15 protein-coding genes are annotated in these 16,145 nt (G+C 69.6%); 8 read left to right on the forward strand and 7 right to left on the reverse strand.

Going from position 1 to position 16,145, the window contains the following annotated elements; all coding sequences use genetic code 11:
- Positions 1-349: 349 nt before the first annotated feature.
- Genes ACZ6KY_RS40050 through ACZ6KY_RS40060 form a run of 3 tightly spaced genes read right to left on the reverse strand, consistent with a single transcriptional unit; the run spans position 350 to position 1,907 of the window.
- On the reverse strand, positions 350-826 hold the full coding sequence (locus ACZ6KY_RS40050; RefSeq protein WP_405916344.1) for an SUKH-3 domain-containing protein: 477 nt from the start codon (positions 824-826) through the stop codon (positions 350-352).
- The gene (locus ACZ6KY_RS40055; RefSeq protein ID WP_405916345.1) at positions 790-1,062 is read right to left on the reverse strand and encodes a DUF397 domain-containing protein; all 273 of its coding nucleotides are present in this window, start codon (positions 1,060-1,062) and stop codon (positions 790-792) included. Before ACZ6KY_RS40055 ends, ACZ6KY_RS40050 begins: the two co-directional genes overlap by 37 nt.
- Entirely contained in the window at positions 1,059-1,907 is an 849-nt protein-coding gene (locus ACZ6KY_RS40060) for a helix-turn-helix domain-containing protein (RefSeq protein ID WP_405916346.1), read from the reverse strand. Before ACZ6KY_RS40060 ends, ACZ6KY_RS40055 begins: the two co-directional genes overlap by 4 nt.
- Positions 1,908-2,046: 139 nt before the next feature.
- Between ACZ6KY_RS40060 and ACZ6KY_RS40065 the strand changes: the two genes are divergently transcribed.
- The 4 genes from ACZ6KY_RS40065 (at position 2,047) to ACZ6KY_RS40080 (ending at position 5,566) form a co-directional block, all read left to right on the forward strand.
- On the forward strand, positions 2,047-2,502 hold the full coding sequence (locus tag ACZ6KY_RS40065) for an ATP-binding protein (protein WP_469315189.1): 456 nt from the start codon (positions 2,047-2,049) through the stop codon (positions 2,500-2,502).
- A gap of 301 nt (positions 2,503-2,803) precedes the next feature.
- The gene (locus ACZ6KY_RS40070; RefSeq protein WP_469315190.1) at positions 2,804-3,802 is read left to right on the forward strand and encodes a helix-turn-helix domain-containing protein; all 999 of its coding nucleotides are present in this window, start codon (positions 2,804-2,806) and stop codon (positions 3,800-3,802) included.
- A 49-nt stretch (positions 3,803-3,851) separates the two neighbouring features.
- A complete protein-coding gene (locus ACZ6KY_RS40075) occupies positions 3,852-4,445 on the forward strand; it encodes a Uma2 family endonuclease (protein WP_328553973.1) in 594 nt (197 codons plus the stop codon).
- A gap of 95 nt (positions 4,446-4,540) precedes the next feature.
- Complete coding sequence (locus tag ACZ6KY_RS40080) at positions 4,541-5,566, forward strand: hypothetical protein (protein ID WP_469315191.1); 1,026 nt, start codon at positions 4,541-4,543, stop codon at positions 5,564-5,566.
- 126 nt (positions 5,567-5,692) lie between these two features.
- On the opposite strand, the gene tuf is transcribed toward ACZ6KY_RS40080, so the two are convergent.
- The 4 genes from tuf to rpsL form a co-directional block, all read right to left on the reverse strand.
- On the reverse strand, positions 5,693-6,886 hold the full coding sequence (gene tuf, locus ACZ6KY_RS40085) for an elongation factor Tu (RefSeq protein ID WP_469315192.1): 1,194 nt from the start codon (positions 6,884-6,886) through the stop codon (positions 5,693-5,695).
- Positions 6,887-7,029: 143 nt separating this feature from the next.
- A complete protein-coding gene (gene fusA / locus ACZ6KY_RS40090; protein ID WP_469315193.1) occupies positions 7,030-9,159 on the reverse strand; it encodes an elongation factor G in 2,130 nt (709 codons plus the stop codon).
- A gap of 39 nt (positions 9,160-9,198) precedes the next feature.
- A complete protein-coding gene (gene rpsG / locus ACZ6KY_RS40095; RefSeq protein WP_055597737.1) occupies positions 9,199-9,669 on the reverse strand; it encodes a 30S ribosomal protein S7 in 471 nt (156 codons plus the stop codon).
- Positions 9,670-9,672: 3 nt separating this feature from the next.
- Positions 9,673-10,044: a 30S ribosomal protein S12 gene (rpsL, locus tag ACZ6KY_RS40100; protein WP_003948652.1), complete on the reverse strand. Its 372-nt coding sequence runs from the start codon at positions 10,042-10,044 to the stop codon at positions 9,673-9,675.
- 429 nt (positions 10,045-10,473) lie between these two features.
- Between rpsL and ACZ6KY_RS40105 the strand changes: the two genes are divergently transcribed.
- From ACZ6KY_RS40105 to ACZ6KY_RS40120, 4 genes are all read left to right on the forward strand, one after another.
- Positions 10,474-11,175: a Crp/Fnr family transcriptional regulator gene (locus tag ACZ6KY_RS40105; RefSeq protein WP_469315194.1), complete on the forward strand. Its 702-nt coding sequence runs from the start codon at positions 10,474-10,476 to the stop codon at positions 11,173-11,175.
- A 305-nt stretch (positions 11,176-11,480) separates the two neighbouring features.
- The gene (locus tag ACZ6KY_RS40110) at positions 11,481-12,413 is read left to right on the forward strand and encodes a hypothetical protein (RefSeq protein WP_469315195.1); all 933 of its coding nucleotides are present in this window, start codon (positions 11,481-11,483) and stop codon (positions 12,411-12,413) included.
- Positions 12,410-14,584 carry a hypothetical protein gene (locus ACZ6KY_RS40115; RefSeq protein WP_469315196.1) on the forward strand — a complete coding sequence of 725 codons (2,175 nt, stop codon included), beginning with the start codon at positions 12,410-12,412 and terminating at the stop codon, positions 14,582-14,584. The genes ACZ6KY_RS40110 and ACZ6KY_RS40115 overlap by 4 nt, the downstream gene beginning before the upstream one ends.
- A gap of 3 nt (positions 14,585-14,587) precedes the next feature.
- A complete protein-coding gene (locus ACZ6KY_RS40120; RefSeq protein ID WP_469315197.1) occupies positions 14,588-16,144 on the forward strand; it encodes a PE-PGRS family protein in 1,557 nt (518 codons plus the stop codon).
- The last annotated feature ends 1 nt before the right edge of the window (position 16,145 follow it).

Here is a 16,145-nt window from a genome sequence, read left to right on the forward strand (position 1 = left end):
CGCAACGCGTCCGAGACGTCGTCGGCGAAGTCGTGCAGGTTCTTGGACAGGTGCCGCACCCGGTCCGGGTCCCCCGGCGTCGGATCCTTGTCCAGATCCAGGACATGCCAATCCGTCGGCCGATTCCCCGCCACGCCGCAACCCCCGTCACGTTCGCCTCAGTAACTCTCGTACGCATCAGCGAATTTACCCGAGGACGAGGACAGGGCGTGGATCAAGACCTCACCGGGCCGGGCAACCAAATCAGCTGCCCCGTACACCACTTCAGCGTGCAGCCGACCCGCGCTGTGCGCGGTCGCAGCCGAGCCGCATCGTCCACGGAGGGCAACCGGACCTCTGGAGCCCTTGTCTAACGGATCCCCTCGACGAGCTTCTCCAGCGCCCGGTCCGCGGTTTCCGCCAGCAGCGTGACGGTGTCCATGCCGATGTAGACCGCACCGTTCGGGGCGACGCCCAGGTAGCTGTTGCGGCGGTCGGACTCCCCGATGGGGTAGAGATCGACGCCGGCCTCTTCGCTGAGCACGTCGAAGACTTCGGCGTCCCACTCGGCCACGGTCGGGTCGAACCTGAACCCCATCCGGGCCATGGTTCTTCCAGGTCCTCGCTCGTCGCTCTCCAGCCCACCGAACTCGGCGAGAAACCTCCGAGCACCCTCGTGCATCTCGAAGCCCCCGCGCTCGCCGAGACTGCGGCCCCACGCGTCGGTGGGCACCGAGCGGCCCGGAAACCAGCCAGCCCTCCGCAAAACGCGATCCGTCTCCGCAGACCACCGCGAGCTGATCTCCGGACTCACGCCTGCGTGGCGTACGGGAGGAAGGTGGCCCATGTCGCGGGGGCGAAGGTGAGTTGTGGCCCCTGGGGGTTCTTGGAGTCGCGGAGGTGGATCGTGGTGGGGGTGGGGGCTATCTCGACGCAGTCGTTTCCGTTGCTGCTGTCGCTGTAGCTGCTCTTGAACCACTCCAACGCGACTTCGACGCAGTCACCAGCCTCGCTGCTGCTGCTGTAGCTGCTCTTGAACCACTCCAGCTCGGAAGCTTCCTCGACCGAGGTCCCGTGGGTCATGTCTCTCCCAACATTTGCTCGATGAAGGCCAGCGACTCCCTCGGGGTGAGAGCTTGGGCCCGGATCATGCCATACCGCAGTTCGAGGATCCGCAGGTCTTTCGGGTCCGAGACAGGGCGGCCGTTGAACGCGCCGTCGGAACGCCCGACTGCCGTACCGTCGCCGAACTTCAGTACCTCGATCAGCCCCTGCATCCCGGCATGATCCTCTCGGTCGGTCGGCATGACTTGAAGGGAGACACTCCTCAACTCGCCTACTTCCAGAAGGTGTTCGAGCTGTCGGCGCAGCTTCATCTTCCCTCCGATCGGGCGTCGAAGCGTCACCTCTTCCTGAATGAAGCTGAACGCTGGGGCAGGCGACCGCTCGTAGATCACCTTCCGGCTCATGCGCGCGACGGTCTCACGTTCCACCACTTCCGGCGGGTACGTGGGCTGGCGCGTCTCGAACAGCGCCTGCGCATACTCCGCCGTCTGCAACAACCCATGGATGTTGTGGTTGCTGTACAGCAGCAGCTCGACCGCCCGCTCCTCCAGCATCTTCAGCTCGCGCACCTTCTTCGGGTAGCGGGCCTTCTCCATGTCCTCCTTGAACGCCTTGAGACGGCCGCCGGCGTTCAGGACCTCGTCCGCCCGGTCCAGGAAGTCCGCCCGCGGAATCCGCGCCCCGCGCTCCACCTTGCGGACCAGGTCCTCCCCGTACCCGATCGCCCGCCCGAACTCGACCACCCGCAACCCTGCCGCCTCGCGCCAGAGCCTGACCTGGCGGCCGGTCGACTCCACCACCGGCGCGATCTCGTCCTCGGGGCTGACGTCCCACCCTGGCTCGTCCGCGCTCTCGCCGTTCATGCCCACCCACCTCCAACGCCCACCGTTCCCGTACGGCACTCGGGACAGCCGGGACAGAGCAGGACAGCGACCGGACAATCCCTGTACGCACAGGCGTCATCGCAGCTCACGGTAGCCAGAGTTCGCCACGCTGAGTGACATGAACCGAGAAACCGGCCACTCCGGCGAACAACTCGTCGAGCCCGTCCGGAACTTCAGTGTGCTGCTGTCCCCCACGCCACGCGGCGCCCGTCTGGCCCGGCTGCTGGCCGTCGAGCAACTCCGTTCTTGGGAGCTCCCATTGAGCCCGGCCGATCAGATCGTCGCCGAACTCGCGGCCAACGCGGCGACCCACGGGCACGTGCCGGGGCGGGACTTCCGGCTGACCCTGTACGTCGTCGGCGACACCCTCCGTGTCGAGGTGACCGACACGCGGGGCGACCGGCTTCCCCGGGCCCGCGCGACAGACCCCGGCGCCGAACGCGGCCGTGGCCTGCTTCTCGTGGCGGCCCTCGCCGGACGATGGGGCGCGACGCCCGGACCCGCCCCTCGCAAGACCGTCTGGGCCGAACTCGCCCTCCCCGCCACCGGATCGCGGATCCCAACGTCCCGGTGATCGGCGTCCCGGCCCCGCGCGACATCAAAAGCTTTTAAATCCGGGGGAAGAAAAACCCTCCCAACCCAACCTGTCCACCTGCGGATAGCGCATCACTCGCAAGGGTGAGGATTGCTGACCGACCTGGATTTTGCGCCCGTCGAGGGGCATATGCTCGCCGCGACAGCGTACGAGTGCCCCAGGGCATCACGGCGTCACTCCAGCGCGCTGTCACCACAGCAATCGCAGACATGCGACGGCCCCCGGCCGGGACTGGCATCCCGATCGAGGGCCTGACCAACGAGGAAGAAAGAGCTTCCCGATGGGTTCCCAAAACCTTAGCGCGCCCTCGTGCGCCCAGCACCGCGTTCCACGGGGTGTCACCCACGTCAACGTCCGCCATTCCGCCCGTTTCACGGTGGTCGGCAACCACCTCGCCCAGCACCGCGAGCTGACCCTCACGGCGATCGGGCTCGCCCTGCACATCCAGTCGCTGCCCGAGGGCGCCCGCGTGGACATCAAGTCGCTCGCCGCGCGTCTGCCCGAGGGAGAGGTGCGGATCGCGGCGGCCCTGCGGGAGTTGGAGGCGCACGGCTACCTTTCCCGCAGGCGGGAGCGGCTACCGAGCGGGCGGATCGTCACGTACACGGTGTCGTACAACCAGCCCCGCGGGCTCGTCGAGCCGGCGGTGCGGTCGCCTGCGTCCGGCCCCGTGCACGTGCCCGAACTCCCGCCCGGCCCCGGACCGGTTCATGAGTCGGCTCCCGTCCAGGCTCCCCCGCCGAGCCCTGGGCCAGGACCAGCGCCTGTGCACACCTCCGCCCCCGTAGTCCCCGTCCCGCAGGCGCCCCCATCCGAGGCCGCGCCCACACCCCCATCCATGCCAGGACGGGCACCGGCACGTCCTCTCCCCACCCCCGACACCGACAACCCGGACCGGGACCGCGCGGCCACCGCCCTCCTCGCGAGCCTGCACCGCGAGGACCCGCGCCTGCTGCTCGCGGAACGCGATGTGCACCGTCTCGCCCCAGCCGTAGTCGCCTGGCTGGAACGCGGCGCCGCCCCCGAGGCCGTACGCCTCACCCTGACGGGCGGGCTCCCCCGCGAACGCCTGCACCACCCGGCGTCCCTCCTGGCCCACCGACTCACCGAACTGCTCCCACCGCGCCTGCCCGCCATCGCCCCGCCTAGCGCGCGATCACACCCACAGCGCTCGCAGCCGCACCCGCTCCAGAACTGCGACGGCTGCGACCGCGCCTTCCGCGCCCCGGACCCCGGCCGCTGCCGCGACTGCCGATCCGTTCCCCTGGAGGCCGCCTAGCATGAAGGTGACGATCCTTGCCCCCGGGCACAGACGAGGAGCGAGCGCCATGACCATCGCCCCGGACGACGCGCAGCAGGGCGCCTCCCACCTGTACCGGACCATGAGGGGCTTCGTTCAGTCCATGGATGACACCCTCCCCGGCAAATTCGAGATCACCAGGGAAGGGATCGTCCACGACATGATGTCGCCGGGAGGGCCGCACGAGGTCACGGCAGCGCATATCAGCCGTCGGCTGGAGAAGGTCATGCCGGACGAGCTACTGGCCCACAACGGCACCCCGGACGTGGAGAACGAACCCGAAGGCATCATGCGCCACCCCGACGTCATGGTGATCGCCTGGACCGATCTGGACACCGAGGCCTCGATCGATCCACGCGCCGTTATCGCCGCCGTCGAGGTCGTCTCCCGTTCCAACCCGGACAACGACTGGGTCGGCAAGATGCGTGACTACCCGCTGATCGGCATCCCCGTCTACGCCGTCTTCGACCCCCGCACCGGCACGGGCGCCGTCCTCGGCGACATCCACGCCACTCCCGAGGGCCCGCGTTACGCGACCCGCAAGGACTTCGTCTACGGCGAGGACGTCACCATCGCCGAGTGGACCATCTCGACCCGGAACCTGCCGCGCTACAGGAGCTAGCCCGGCCGACGAACGGCACGCCCCCGGCCTGGCGGCCGTGCCCCCGGGAAGCCCCCTTCGGCAGGTGGGCGACCTCTCCCCCGTAACTTCACCCCATGCCCCGCACCACTCCACCCCGCCCCCTCGAAGTCGCCGCCCTCTTCCCCGAGTTGGCGCCGCTGGCCCGTACCGCGGTCCGACTGCATCCTCGTCCTGGCGCGCCCGCCGTCGCCGACAGTTCGATCGGTGGCCCCCTGCTGTGGCCCGCCGACGAGCCCTGGCCCACGTGCCCGGATCACGCCGGACCCCGGCACCGCGGTGTCGCCCCCGACGACGTACTGCTGAGTCGGCGCATCCTCGCCGAGGCCTGGGCCCGGCCGCGGGCCGAGGGCACCGACCTGCTCACCCCCGACGAGCAGGTGATCGTCGACCGTGGTTCCGACTCCGGCTCCACGCGCATCGCGCAGGACGGCCCGGTCCCGCTGGTCCCCGTGGTCCAGCTCTACGCCGCCGACGTCCCGGAACTGCCCCGTCCCGCCGGTACCGACCTGCTCCAGCTCCTGTGGTGTCCCTACAACCACGCCCCGGACTACCTCCCCGCGGTCCAACTGCTCTGGCGGGCCTCCGCCGATGTCACCGAGCCCCTCGCCGTCGTCCCTCGACCGTCGGTCATCGGCCGCGCCGACTACCTCCCCGCGCCCTGCGTCCTGCACCCGGAGGCGGTCACGGAATACCCGGCCCCGCACGAACTGCCGGAGGACCTGGCCGAACGGATCGAGGAGTGGGAGGTGGAACAGAACCCGCAGGAGCGGGAGGACATCGACGTCGTGGACTACCAGTACGACCTCAGCCTCGCCCCCGGCTGCAAACTAGGGGGCCACGCGCCCTGGAGCTTCAGCGATCCGTTCCCGATGGCCTGTTCCGAGTGCGGCGCGGACGTACGCCCGCTGCTCACGATCGACGGCGCCGAATGGGACGGCGGCACCGGGAGCTGGCGCCCGGTCGAGGACGCCGGCTACGACGGTCTGCACTTCCTCGGGCCGGCCTGTGCCACCCAGTTGACCATCGGACGCGGCTACGACCTGCAGATCTACGGGTGCACGGCGTCGTACGACCACCCCCATCTGCAGAACATGCAGTGACGGCCCCCGCCGCGCGCCCCATCGGCGCCGGCGAGTGACGGGCACGACGAAAGGGCCCGTACGACCGAAGTCGTACAGGCCCTTTCTGGAGCTCTGGAAGGAGCTACCAGGTCATGCGGTCAACAATTACTTGTTGATCTTGGTGACCTGGCCGGCGCCCACGGTCCGGCCACCCTCACGGATGGCGAACTTCAGGCCCTCTTCCATGGCGACGGGCTGGATGAGCGAAACGGTCATCTCAGTGTTGTCGCCCGGCATGACCATCTCCGTGCCCTCGGGGAGGGTCACAACACCGGTCACGTCAGTCGTACGGAAGTAGAACTGCGGACGGTAGTTGTTGAAGAACGGCGTGTGGCGGCCACCCTCGTCCTTGGACAGGATGTAGGCCTGGGCCTCGAACTCGGTGTGCGGCGTGACCGAACCGGGCTTGATGATGACCTGGCCGCGCTCGACGTCCTCGCGCTTGATGCCACGGAGGAGCAGACCGACGTTCTCACCGGCCTGGCCCTCGTCGAGCAGCTTGCGGAACATCTCGATGCCGGTGACCGTGGTCGTGGTCTTGTCCTGCTTGATGCCGATGATGTCAACGGTCTCGTTGACCTTCAGGACACCACGCTCGATACGGCCGGTGACGACCGTACCGCGACCGGTGATCGTGAAGACGTCCTCGACGGGCATGAGGAACGGCTTCTCGGTGTCACGCGGCGGGGTCGGGATCGCCTCGTCGACGGCGGCCATGAGGTCCAGAACGGTCTGGCCCCACTCCTTGTCGCCCTCGAGCGCCTTGAGCGCCGAGACCTTGACGACCGGAAGGTCGTCGCCCGGGAACTCGTACTCGGAGAGGAGCTCACGGACCTCGAGCTCGACGAGCTCCAGGATCTCCTCGTCGTCCACCATGTCGGCCTTGTTCAGGGCGACGACGATGTACGGAACGCCGACCTGGCGGGCCAGGAGCACGTGCTCCTTGGTCTGCGGCATCGGGCCGTCGGTCGCGGCGACGACGAGGATGGCGCCGTCCATCTGCGCCGCACCCGTGATCATGTTCTTGATGTAGTCCGCGTGACCGGGGCAGTCGACGTGGGCGTAGTGACGGCCCTCCGTCTGGTACTCGACGTGCGCGATCGAGATCGTGATACCGCGCTGGCGCTCCTCGGGAGCCTTGTCGATCTGGTCGAAGGCCGAAGCCTCGTTCAGGTCCGGAAACGCGTCGTGCAGCACCTTGGTAATGGCGGCCGTGAGGGTCGTCTTACCGTGGTCGATGTGACCGATGGTGCCGATGTTGACGTGCGGCTTAGTCCGCTCGAACTTTGCCTTCGCCACTGGGGTCCTCCTGCGGAGTGGTTCTGGTACGCCTTACTCATCGGCGCCAGGTGATCTTTGCTGGGATGCCGCCCGCCGGGGTTTTCCCTCCCGGGTGAGCCCCGGCGGTCGGTGTCAAGCCTAAAGCGTGCAAACGGGGTGTGTTACTCGCCCTTGGCCTTCGCGATGATCTCCTCGGCGACGTTCCTGGGAACCTCGGCGTAGGAGTCGAACTGCATCGAGTAGCTTGCGCGACCCGACGTCTTGCTGCGGAGGTCTCCGACGTAGCCGAACATCTCCGAGAGGGGCACGAGGCCCTTCACGACGCGAGCGCCGCTGCGCTCCTCCATGGCCTGGATCTGGCCACGGCGGGAGTTGAGGTCGCCGATGACATCACCCATCGACTCCTCGGGCGTGGTGACCTCGACGGCCATCATCGGCTCGAGCAGCACGGGGCTGGCCTTGCGCGCGGCCTCCTTGAAGGCCTGCGAACCGGCGATCTTGAAGGCGAGCTCGGAGGAGTCGACCTCGTGGTAGCCACCGTCGAGAAGAATGACGCGGACGCCCGTCATCTCGTAGCCGGCCAGGATGCCGAACTGCATGGCCTCCTGCGCACCGGCGTCCACCGACGGGATGTACTCCCGCGGGATACGGCCACCGGTGACCTTGTTCACGAACTCGTACGCCGGACCATCGGTCTCGGTGATGGGCTCGATCGCGATCTGCACCTTGGCGAACTGACCGGTACCACCGGTCTGCTTCTTGTGGGTGTAGTCGTGACGCTCGACGGTCTTGCGGATCGTCTCGCGGTACGCGACCTGCGGCTTGCCGACGTTGGCTTCGACCCTGAACTCGCGCTTCATACGGTCGACCAGCACCTCGAGGTGCAGCTCGCCCATACCGCCGAGGATGGTCTGGCCCGTCTCCTCGTCCGAGTGAACGTGGAAGGAGGGGTCCTCCTCCGCGAGACGCTGGATGGCTACACCCAGCTTCTCCTGGTCACCCTTGGACTTGGGCTCGATGGCGACCTGAATGACCGGCGCCGGGAAGTCCATGGACTCCAGGATGACCGGGTTCTTGTCGTCGCACAGCGTCTCACCGGTGGTGGTCTGCTTCAGGCCCATGACGGCGACGATGTCGCCGGCGCCCACCGCTTCGATCTCCTCACGCTTGTTCGCGTGCATGCGGTAGATCTTGCCGATGCGCTCCTTCTTGCCCTTGACGGAGTTCAGCACCGCGGTGCCAGTCTCCAGGCGGCCCGAGTAGACCCGGACGAAGGTGAGCTTGCCCAGGTGCGGGTCGCTCATGATCTTGAACGCGAGCGCGGACAGCGGCTCGTCGACGGACGGCTTGCGCTTGACGACGACCTCGGGGTCCTTCACGTCGTGGCCCTCGATGGCCTCGACGTCAAGCGGGGTCGGAAGGTAGCGCACGACCGCGTCGAGCAGGGGCTGGACGCCCTTGTTCTTGAACGCGGTGCCACAGAACACCGGGGTGACCGTGACGTCCTTGGACTTGCCGGACGCGATGGTGATGCGACGGATCGCGGCGTACAGCTGCTCCTCGGTGGGCTCCTGGCCCTCCAGGAACAGCTCCATGATCTCGTCGTCGTGCTCCGCGACGGTCTCGACCAGCTGACCGCGGTACAGCTCAGCGGCCTCGACGTGCGTGGCCGGGATGTCGACGACGTCGTACATCTCGCCCTTGGCCGCCTCGGCGGACCACACGAGCGCCTTCATGCGGACCAGGTCCACAACGCCCTTGAAATCCATCTCGGCACCGATCGGGAGCTGCATGATGATCGGGACAGCGCCGAGGCGGTCCTTGATCATGTCCACGCAGCGGTGGAACTCGGCGCCGGTGCGGTCCAGCTTGTTCACGAAGCAGATGCGCGGCACGCCGTAACGGTCGGCCTGACGCCACACCGTCTCGGACTGCGGCTCGACACCGGCGACACCGTCGAACACCGTGACGGCACCGTCGAGGACGCGGAGCGAACGCTCCACCTCGACCGTGAAGTCGACGTGCCCCGGGGTGTCGATGATGTTGATCGTGTAGTCGTTGTCCTCAAGCGGCCAGTGACAGGTGGTGGCAGCAGAGGTGATCGTGATGCCACGCTCCTGCTCCTGCTCCATCCAGTCCATGGTGGCGGCGCCGTCGTGGACTTCACCGATCTTGTAGCTGACGCCGGTGTAGAAGAGGATCCGCTCGGTGGTGGTCGTCTTGCCCGCGTCGATGTGAGCCATGATCCCGATGTTGCGGACCCTGGCCAGGTCAAGTGAAGTGGTAGCCATAAGGCTTCAGTCTTCTCTCGGTCTCGATGTGGGTAACGACTACCAGCGGTAGTGCGCGAAGGCCTTGTTGGACTCGGCCATCTTGTGGGTGTCCTCACGCTTCTTCACAGCGGCACCAAGGCCGTTGGAGGCGTCGAGAAGCTCGTTGAGCAGACGCTCGGTCATGGTCTTCTCGCGACGGGCGCGGGAGTAACCGACGAGCCAGCGCAGCGCGAGCGTGTTGGCGCGACCGGGCTTGACCTCGATCGGAACCTGGTACGTCGCACCACCGACACGGCGGGACTTGACTTCGAGCGTGGGCTTGATGTTCTCCAGCGCGCGCTTCAGCGTGATGACCGGGTCGTTGCCCGTCTTCTCACGCAGACCCTCCATGGCGCCGTAGACGATGCGCTCGGCGGTGGAGCGCTTGCCGTTCATCAGCACCTTGTTGATGAGGGAGGTCACCAGAGGGGAACCGTAGACCGGGTCGATGATGACCGGGCGCTTCGGGGCGGGGCCCTTACGAGGCATTTTCTACTTCTCCTTCTTGGCGCCGTAGCGGCTGCGGGCCTGCTTGCGGTTCTTGACACCCTGGGTGTCAAGCGATCCTCGGATGATCTTGTAGCGAACACCCGGCAGGTCCTTCACACGGCCGCCGCGCACGAGCACGATGGAGTGCTCCTGCAGGTTGTGTCCCTCACCCGGAATGTAAGCCGTGACCTCGATCCCGCTGGTCAGACGCACACGCGCGACCTTACGCAGGGCCGAGTTCGGCTTCTTCGGGGTGGTCGTGAACACACGCGTGCAGACACCACGACGCTGGGGCGAACCCTCGAGTGCGGGCGTCTTGTTCTTCTCGACCTTGTCCTGCCGGCCCTTCCGGACCAGCTGCTGGATCGTAGGCACTACTTCTCCGGTTTCTGTGTGCCGAATGGTGAAGCTAACCTGGAACGCCACCGACCCACGCGGTCGGGTGTGTCGAACACTGCAGACTCTCGCCGTAAGGCGAAAAGGGCGCAGATTGCGGTGGCCGCTTACGGCTCTCCTTGCGGTCTGAAGGCACGCACGAGAGCCAGGGCACACCCCAGGCACAAGGTAGGAGCTTACCTACCTCACGGACGTCGGTCAAAACAAATGCCGTGGTGCCCGACACGCCGGACTTCTCCCGGTCCATTCTCGGGGCTCTTCACGCCTGGCGCAGCTTCTTGCCGGATCGGCGGCGAAAGTCCCGATTCCGAGCGCGCCGCGCACACAGGGTGAGTACGTTGACCGGTTGCTGCGCATCGGTCACTGTGCGTCGGCCGCGGGGCCGATCGGGGGACGGGGGATGGACTCATGGCGGCTGCGCCCTTAGCGGGGGACGAGAGCCTGGACGACCGGGTGCCGTTCCTGGCACGCCTGGAGAGCGAGGACCGCTCCGCGCTGCTGTCGCTCGGGCGCGAACTGTCCTTCACGCCCCGGATGGTGCTCCTGCACCAGAGCGAGCCCTCCTCGCACGTGCTGATCGTGACGCACGGCTGGACGAAGGTCACGGCGTCCGCCGCCAACGGCTACGAGGCGCTGCTCGCGCTGCGGGGGCCCGGCGACATCGTCGGCGAGTCCGCCGCGCTCACCGGCCGACCGCGCTCCGCGACGGTGACGGCCCTGGAGCCGGTCCGCACGGTCGCGCTCGTACGCGAACACTTCAAGGACTTCCTCGCCCGCTCCCCCGCGGTCTCCTTCGCCCTCCTCGGCCTCACCTCGGACCGCACCCGCGCCGCCGACCGCCGCCGCCTGGAGTTCGCCTCCATGAGCGTCCGCGAGCGCTTCGCGGCGCTTCTCCTGGACCTGGCCCGTACGAACGGCCACCGCACGGAGAAGGGCATCGAACTCTCCGTACCGCTGAGCAAGCAGGAGCTGGCGGGCTCGGTGGGGGCGTCCCGGGAGATGGTCCAGCGCCTCCTGAAGGAACTCCGGGAGCGGGACGTGGTGGTGACGGGTCGGCGGACGATGGTGATCCTCCGGATGGACGTCCTGCGACGGATCGCCCGGGGCTGAACCTCTGCCGCCCGGGACCCCGTGGCTGAGGCCCCCTTGGCATGTGGGACTCCCGTGACCGAGGGCCCGCTGGCACCTGGGACCTGCGTGACTGATGACGCCTGGCACCCGGGACACCCGTGACCGAGGCCCCCTCGCACCCGGGACACCCCCGTGGCTGATGGATCCCTGGCACGTGGGACCCCCGTGACGGAGGACCGCTTCTGTGCACACGGTCACACTTCGAGTGGGACATCCGCCCTCACACCCGGCCCACCGGTGACGCCACCCTGCTTGCCAGGCGAGGCCCCCACCGAAAGGCGACCATGACCGACCCCGTGAGCCGGACGATCCTCCTGCTGGACATCGAGAAGTACAGCGACCGGGACGACGTCGAGCAGGAATACCTGCGCCGGATGCTGTACGACATCACGGACCGCGCGCTGGAGAGCGCCGGCATCGACGAACGGCTGCGCCTGCGGGCGGACCGCGGTGACTCGGTGATGGAGCTGATCGACGCCAACGCCTCGGTCACGGCCCTGCTGCGCGCCCTGCTCACCGAGGTGCCCGCGCTGCTCCGCGGGGTCAACCGGACGGCGTCCAGCTCCGCCCAGATCCGGCTGCGCGGTGTCGTCGCCACCGGATACGTCGCCGTCGACGCGTACGACGGCTGGGTCGGCTCCGACCTCAACCACGCCTGCCGGCTCCTCGACGCCCAGTTGCTGCGCGCGGCCCTGCGGGAGCGGCCGGACGACTTCGCCCTGTGCGTCTCGGAGAGCGTGCACGCGGGGATCGTGCGGCACAGCCACCCGGGCATCCCGGCGGACGGCTTCCACCCGGTGACGGTGGACAGCAAGAACGGACCCCTGCGGGCCTGGCTGCACGGCCCGGTCCCGTACGGGGCGGACGACCACAGTGAGAGAGGGGGAACCTCGGCGCCGGGCGGCTCGGGGGAGCGCCCGGCGCCGGGGGCGGGGACCTCCGGCCCGGAAGCCGAGGCGAAGACAGGGGCCGAGGCAGGGGCCGAGGCGAGGACGGGACCTCAGGCAGGGGCGGAGGCGGAGGTGGCGGCGGCGGAGACGCCGGGCCCGGAACGCCCTACCCAGCCCGCCGCGGCTCCCGGGAGCGTCGTCTTCAACTTCGGTGGCGGCTCCCCCGGCTTCGGCGGCAGCCTGGTCGCGGGGGACCAGCACGGGGTGTCCGGCGGCCAGGTCACCGGGGACGTCCACCTGGGCGGGAACGGGGGTGAGCCGGCGTGACGGTGCCTCCGCCCACGACGTGGGGCGCCATGGACGACGTACCACCGCCGGAGCAGCAGTGGCCGGGACGGTCGCACCCCGGCTTCGAGGCGGGCACCGACTCGGACGAGCCCGAGGAGCGGACCCAGGAGGCCAGAGCCGCGCAGCGCGAACTCGTCGCGCACACTCCGGAATTCATCTTCAGCGAGGCCGCGTCCTTCGGCGGCAGCCTGGTCGGCGGGGCCCAGCACGGGGTGTCGGCGGGCGGCTCGGCCCGCGACGTGTTCATGGGCGGCAAGACGGAGATCCACCACCACGGGACGGCGTCCGCCTCGGTGGCGTACGTCTCCGGGGAGATCCCCCGGCAGCGGCTCGACGCGCTCGCCAGGGTCTTCGTCGAGGGCCCCGCCTTCGCCGCCGCCCTGGCCCGGCTGCGCGACGAACGCGTCCTCGTCCTCGCGGGCGCCCACTCCACCGGCCGCTACGCCGCCGCGCTGATGCTCCTGCACCACCTGGGGGTGAACGCCGTGCACGCGCTGTCCGCCGAGACCGGCCCGGCGAACCTGGGCACCCAGCTCACCGCGCCCGGCGGCCACGTCCTGCGCGATCTGCCGCTGAGCCGCAACCGCCCGCTGCGGGACACCCACCTGTACGCGGCCCGCGACCGGCTCCGGAAGACCGACGGGTATCTGGTCGTGACCCTGGAGAAGTCCCCGTTCCTGCTGGGTGTCACCCCCTGCGCCTGGGAACCCCCGGAGGCGGCCGCGGTGCTGCGCGCCCACCTGGCCGACCTGCGGGCCGAACCGGGAGACATCGCCGGCCTGCTCGGCCTCGGACCCGTCCGCGACTTCCTCGCGCGCGGCGCCCACCGCCCCGCCGAGGCCGCCCGGTTCGCCGCGGAGGTCGCCCGTTACGACGGCGGCGAGGAAGCGGCGGCCTGCCTCGCCGACTTCGGGCACGCGGCGGTCGAGCAGCAGTGCCGGGAGTGGCTCAGCGACCCCGAGGCCACCCTGCGCGACAAGGCGTTCCTCATCTCGCTCGCCGTCTTCGACCAGGCTCCGTACGTGCTCGCCGCCGAACTCGCCGACAAGCTGTACGTGCACTTCCAGCGGCTCCAGCACCCCGAACAGCCGCCGGAGATCCCGCTGTTCGGGCTCGCCGCGGAAACCCGGCTGGAGCGGGCGCGGGCCGAGGGCGAGGTACGGGACGAGGCCACCGAGTGGGGCTCGGTGCCGCAGTTCACCGCGTACTTCAAGAAGGAGAACACCCCGCGCCTGCTGCTCGGCGAGGTCTGGACGGGCCATCCGTCGGCGCGGCCCGCGCTGGTCTCCTGGCTGAAGGAACTGGCCCGCGACCGCCGTCCGGTCGTACGGACCCGGGCCGCCGCGGCCGCCGCGCTGCTGGCCCGTGCCGACCTGCCCTCGACGGTGGCGCTGCTGATCGACGGCTGGGCGGTGTCGAAGGCCTTCGGCCCCCGGGTCACCGCCGCGAACACGCTCACCCTGGCCCAGGTCCTGGACGCGCCCGTCGTGCTGCGCCTGCTCACCCAGTGGTGCACGGACACCCACTGGGCCCGCCGCTGGACCGCGATCCGCGCCTTCGGCCTGCTCACCCCGCTGCGCCCGGACCTCGCGGGCCCGGCACTGAGCGCGCTCGCCGCCCGCGCCCGCGCCGGCAGCAGCAGCAAGACCGAGGTGAACAACCTGATCGACTCGACCGCCCTGCTGCTCTCGGTGGGCGCCCGGCGCGGCGAGATGCTCTCCGAGCTGGTGCGCCTGCTCCACCACGACACGGCCTCGGTCCGCACCCTCGCGCTCGCAGCGTTCGTGCGCGCCTGCGACAACGCCGAGGAGGGCGCGCTCGTCGAGTGGTACGCCGACACCGGCATGTACGAGGCGGACTCGGCCCGTGACCTGGCCACCCTGTGGCGGACCGCGCTCGGCGACCGCGGGCACACCCGTGGCGCCCTGGACGCCCTGCACACCTGGGTGCGGCTGGCCGAGCGCGGGGCGGACGTCGCACAGGCCCTGGAGCTGCTGCTTCCCGCGCTGGTCGTCACGGCGGACGACCGCAAGCGCCTGTGCCACGAACTGGTCAGCCTGCGCGCCCCGGACGACGCCGCGCGCCCACCCGTGGCCGACCGCCTGCTCGGCCTCCTGATCCCCTCCACCCCAGATCCATCGAGGAGTTGAACCATGGCGGAGTTCCGCCGTCAGCCGGAGTGGCAGCAGGACGCCAACCGGCACACCGCGCTCATCGACCCGGTGCTCACCGTGCGGCCGATCGCGCGCTTCGACCACACCGTCCGCCGCGCGGTCACCGCGATCGACCACGCGCTGGTCTTCGTCACCGCGAAGGGCTCGTACGACGTCTACACGCCGCCGCACCGGCCGAGCCGCTCGGAGGCGGCCACCCGCCGCTACACGTCCGTCTACGAGGTGGACATGGGCAGCCACCCCGTGCAGCTCGCCCTGGAGGTGCCGAGCGACGACGACGCGTTCTGCTTCGGCGCCACGGCCGATCTGACCTGGCGGGTCGCGGACCCGATCGCGTACGTGGCGAGCGGCGAGCGCGATGTGCCCACGCGGCTCACCCGTGAACTGCACCAGCTCGCCCGCCCGGTGTGCCGCGCCTTCTCCATCGAGGACAGCCCGGCCGCCGAGCGCGCGGTCCAGCGGGCCGTGGAGAGCGGCGGCTTCGCGGCGGGCATCGGGCTCGACGTGACCTGTGCCGTACGACTGCGGCTGGACGACGAGGCCATCGCGCACCGGCGACGGCAGCGGAGCCTGCGCTACGAGTCCGACATGCTCGACCCCGAGCACGAGTTCCGGCTGCGGCTGGCCCGGCAGCAGCACGAACTGGAGATCCTGCGCCAGCAACAGGACCACCGCCTGATCACCGAGAAGATCAACTTCTACCAGTACCACCTCCAGCACGGAGGTGTCGCCGCCTGGGCCCTGCACCTCTCCCAGCACCCCGAGGACACCAAGATGGTCATCGGGTCCATCCAGAAGGACCAGTTGTCCCTCATCAGGGGCCAGCTCCAGGTCCTCGCCGGGGACACCCTGGAGGACTTCCAGAAGGCGGAGTCGGCCCGCTCGACCCTGCGGGCCGTCGACGAGCTGATCCAGCAGCAGACGTCTCCGGGCCCGCGGAACGGGCAGGGGGCACTGCCCGCCGGGGCCGCTCCCGGAGCACCGCAGACCCCGCCTCAGCCGCCGTATCCGGGCCAGTCTCCATACCCCGGCCCGCCACCCGAGCCACCGTACGGCGGACCACGCTCGTACGCCGACCGCCCTCCGTTCGAGGACGACCGACCCCCGTACGACGGCGGTCGGCCCCCATACGACGGCGACCGACCTCCCTACTCCGACAGCCGGCCCCCGTACGACGGGCAGCCCCCGTACGCAGGGACTCAGCCGCACTACGCGGGCCCGTCGTCGTACGCGGGGACTCCGTCGCCCCACGAGGGGCAGCCGCCCCACACCGGCGGGCAGGCGCCGTACACCGGGCAGTCCCCTTACGCGGGCGCTCAGCCGCCGTACGCCGGCGGTCCGGACGCCGGGTCCCCCGCGCTGCCGGGGCGGCCCGACAGCCCCGCCACCCCGTACGGACCGCCCTCCGCGACGCCTTACGCCACCGCCGGACCCGCTCCGGCCGTGCCTCCGGTGCCCGGCCGCCCCGACGGCACCCGAGCCGTCGTACAGCCCCCGGCGCTGTCCGAAGACGCTCCGGAGGGCGGGCCCGCGTAGC

The organism is Streptomyces sp. NPDC042002, assembly GCF_055588305.1.

Excerpts from the sequence above, each read along its gene's own strand:
- ACZ6KY_RS40050 (WP_405916344.1), bottom strand. The coding sequence starts at position 826 with ATGGGCCACCTTCCTCCCGTACGCCACGCAGGCGTGAGTCCGGAGATC.
- ACZ6KY_RS40055 (WP_405916345.1), bottom strand. The coding sequence starts at position 1,062 with ATGACCCACGGGACCTCGGTCGAGGAAGCTTCCGAGCTGGAGTGGTTC.
- ACZ6KY_RS40060 (WP_405916346.1), bottom strand. The coding sequence starts at position 1,907 with ATGAACGGCGAGAGCGCGGACGAGCCAGGGTGGGACGTCAGCCCCGAG.
- ACZ6KY_RS40065 (WP_469315189.1), top strand. The coding sequence starts at position 2,047 with ATGAACCGAGAAACCGGCCACTCCGGCGAACAACTCGTCGAGCCCGTC.
- ACZ6KY_RS40070 (WP_469315190.1), top strand. The coding sequence starts at position 2,804 with ATGGGTTCCCAAAACCTTAGCGCGCCCTCGTGCGCCCAGCACCGCGTT.
- ACZ6KY_RS40075 (WP_328553973.1), top strand. The coding sequence starts at position 3,852 with ATGACCATCGCCCCGGACGACGCGCAGCAGGGCGCCTCCCACCTGTAC.
- ACZ6KY_RS40080 (WP_469315191.1), top strand. The coding sequence starts at position 4,541 with ATGCCCCGCACCACTCCACCCCGCCCCCTCGAAGTCGCCGCCCTCTTC.
- fusA (WP_469315193.1), bottom strand. The coding sequence starts at position 9,159 with ATGGCTACCACTTCACTTGACCTGGCCAGGGTCCGCAACATCGGGATC.
- rpsG (WP_055597737.1), bottom strand. The coding sequence starts at position 9,669 with ATGCCTCGTAAGGGCCCCGCCCCGAAGCGCCCGGTCATCATCGACCCG.
- ACZ6KY_RS40105 (WP_469315194.1), top strand. The coding sequence starts at position 10,474 with ATGGCGGCTGCGCCCTTAGCGGGGGACGAGAGCCTGGACGACCGGGTG.
- ACZ6KY_RS40110 (WP_469315195.1), top strand. The coding sequence starts at position 11,481 with ATGACCGACCCCGTGAGCCGGACGATCCTCCTGCTGGACATCGAGAAG.
- ACZ6KY_RS40120 (WP_469315197.1), top strand. The coding sequence starts at position 14,588 with ATGGCGGAGTTCCGCCGTCAGCCGGAGTGGCAGCAGGACGCCAACCGG.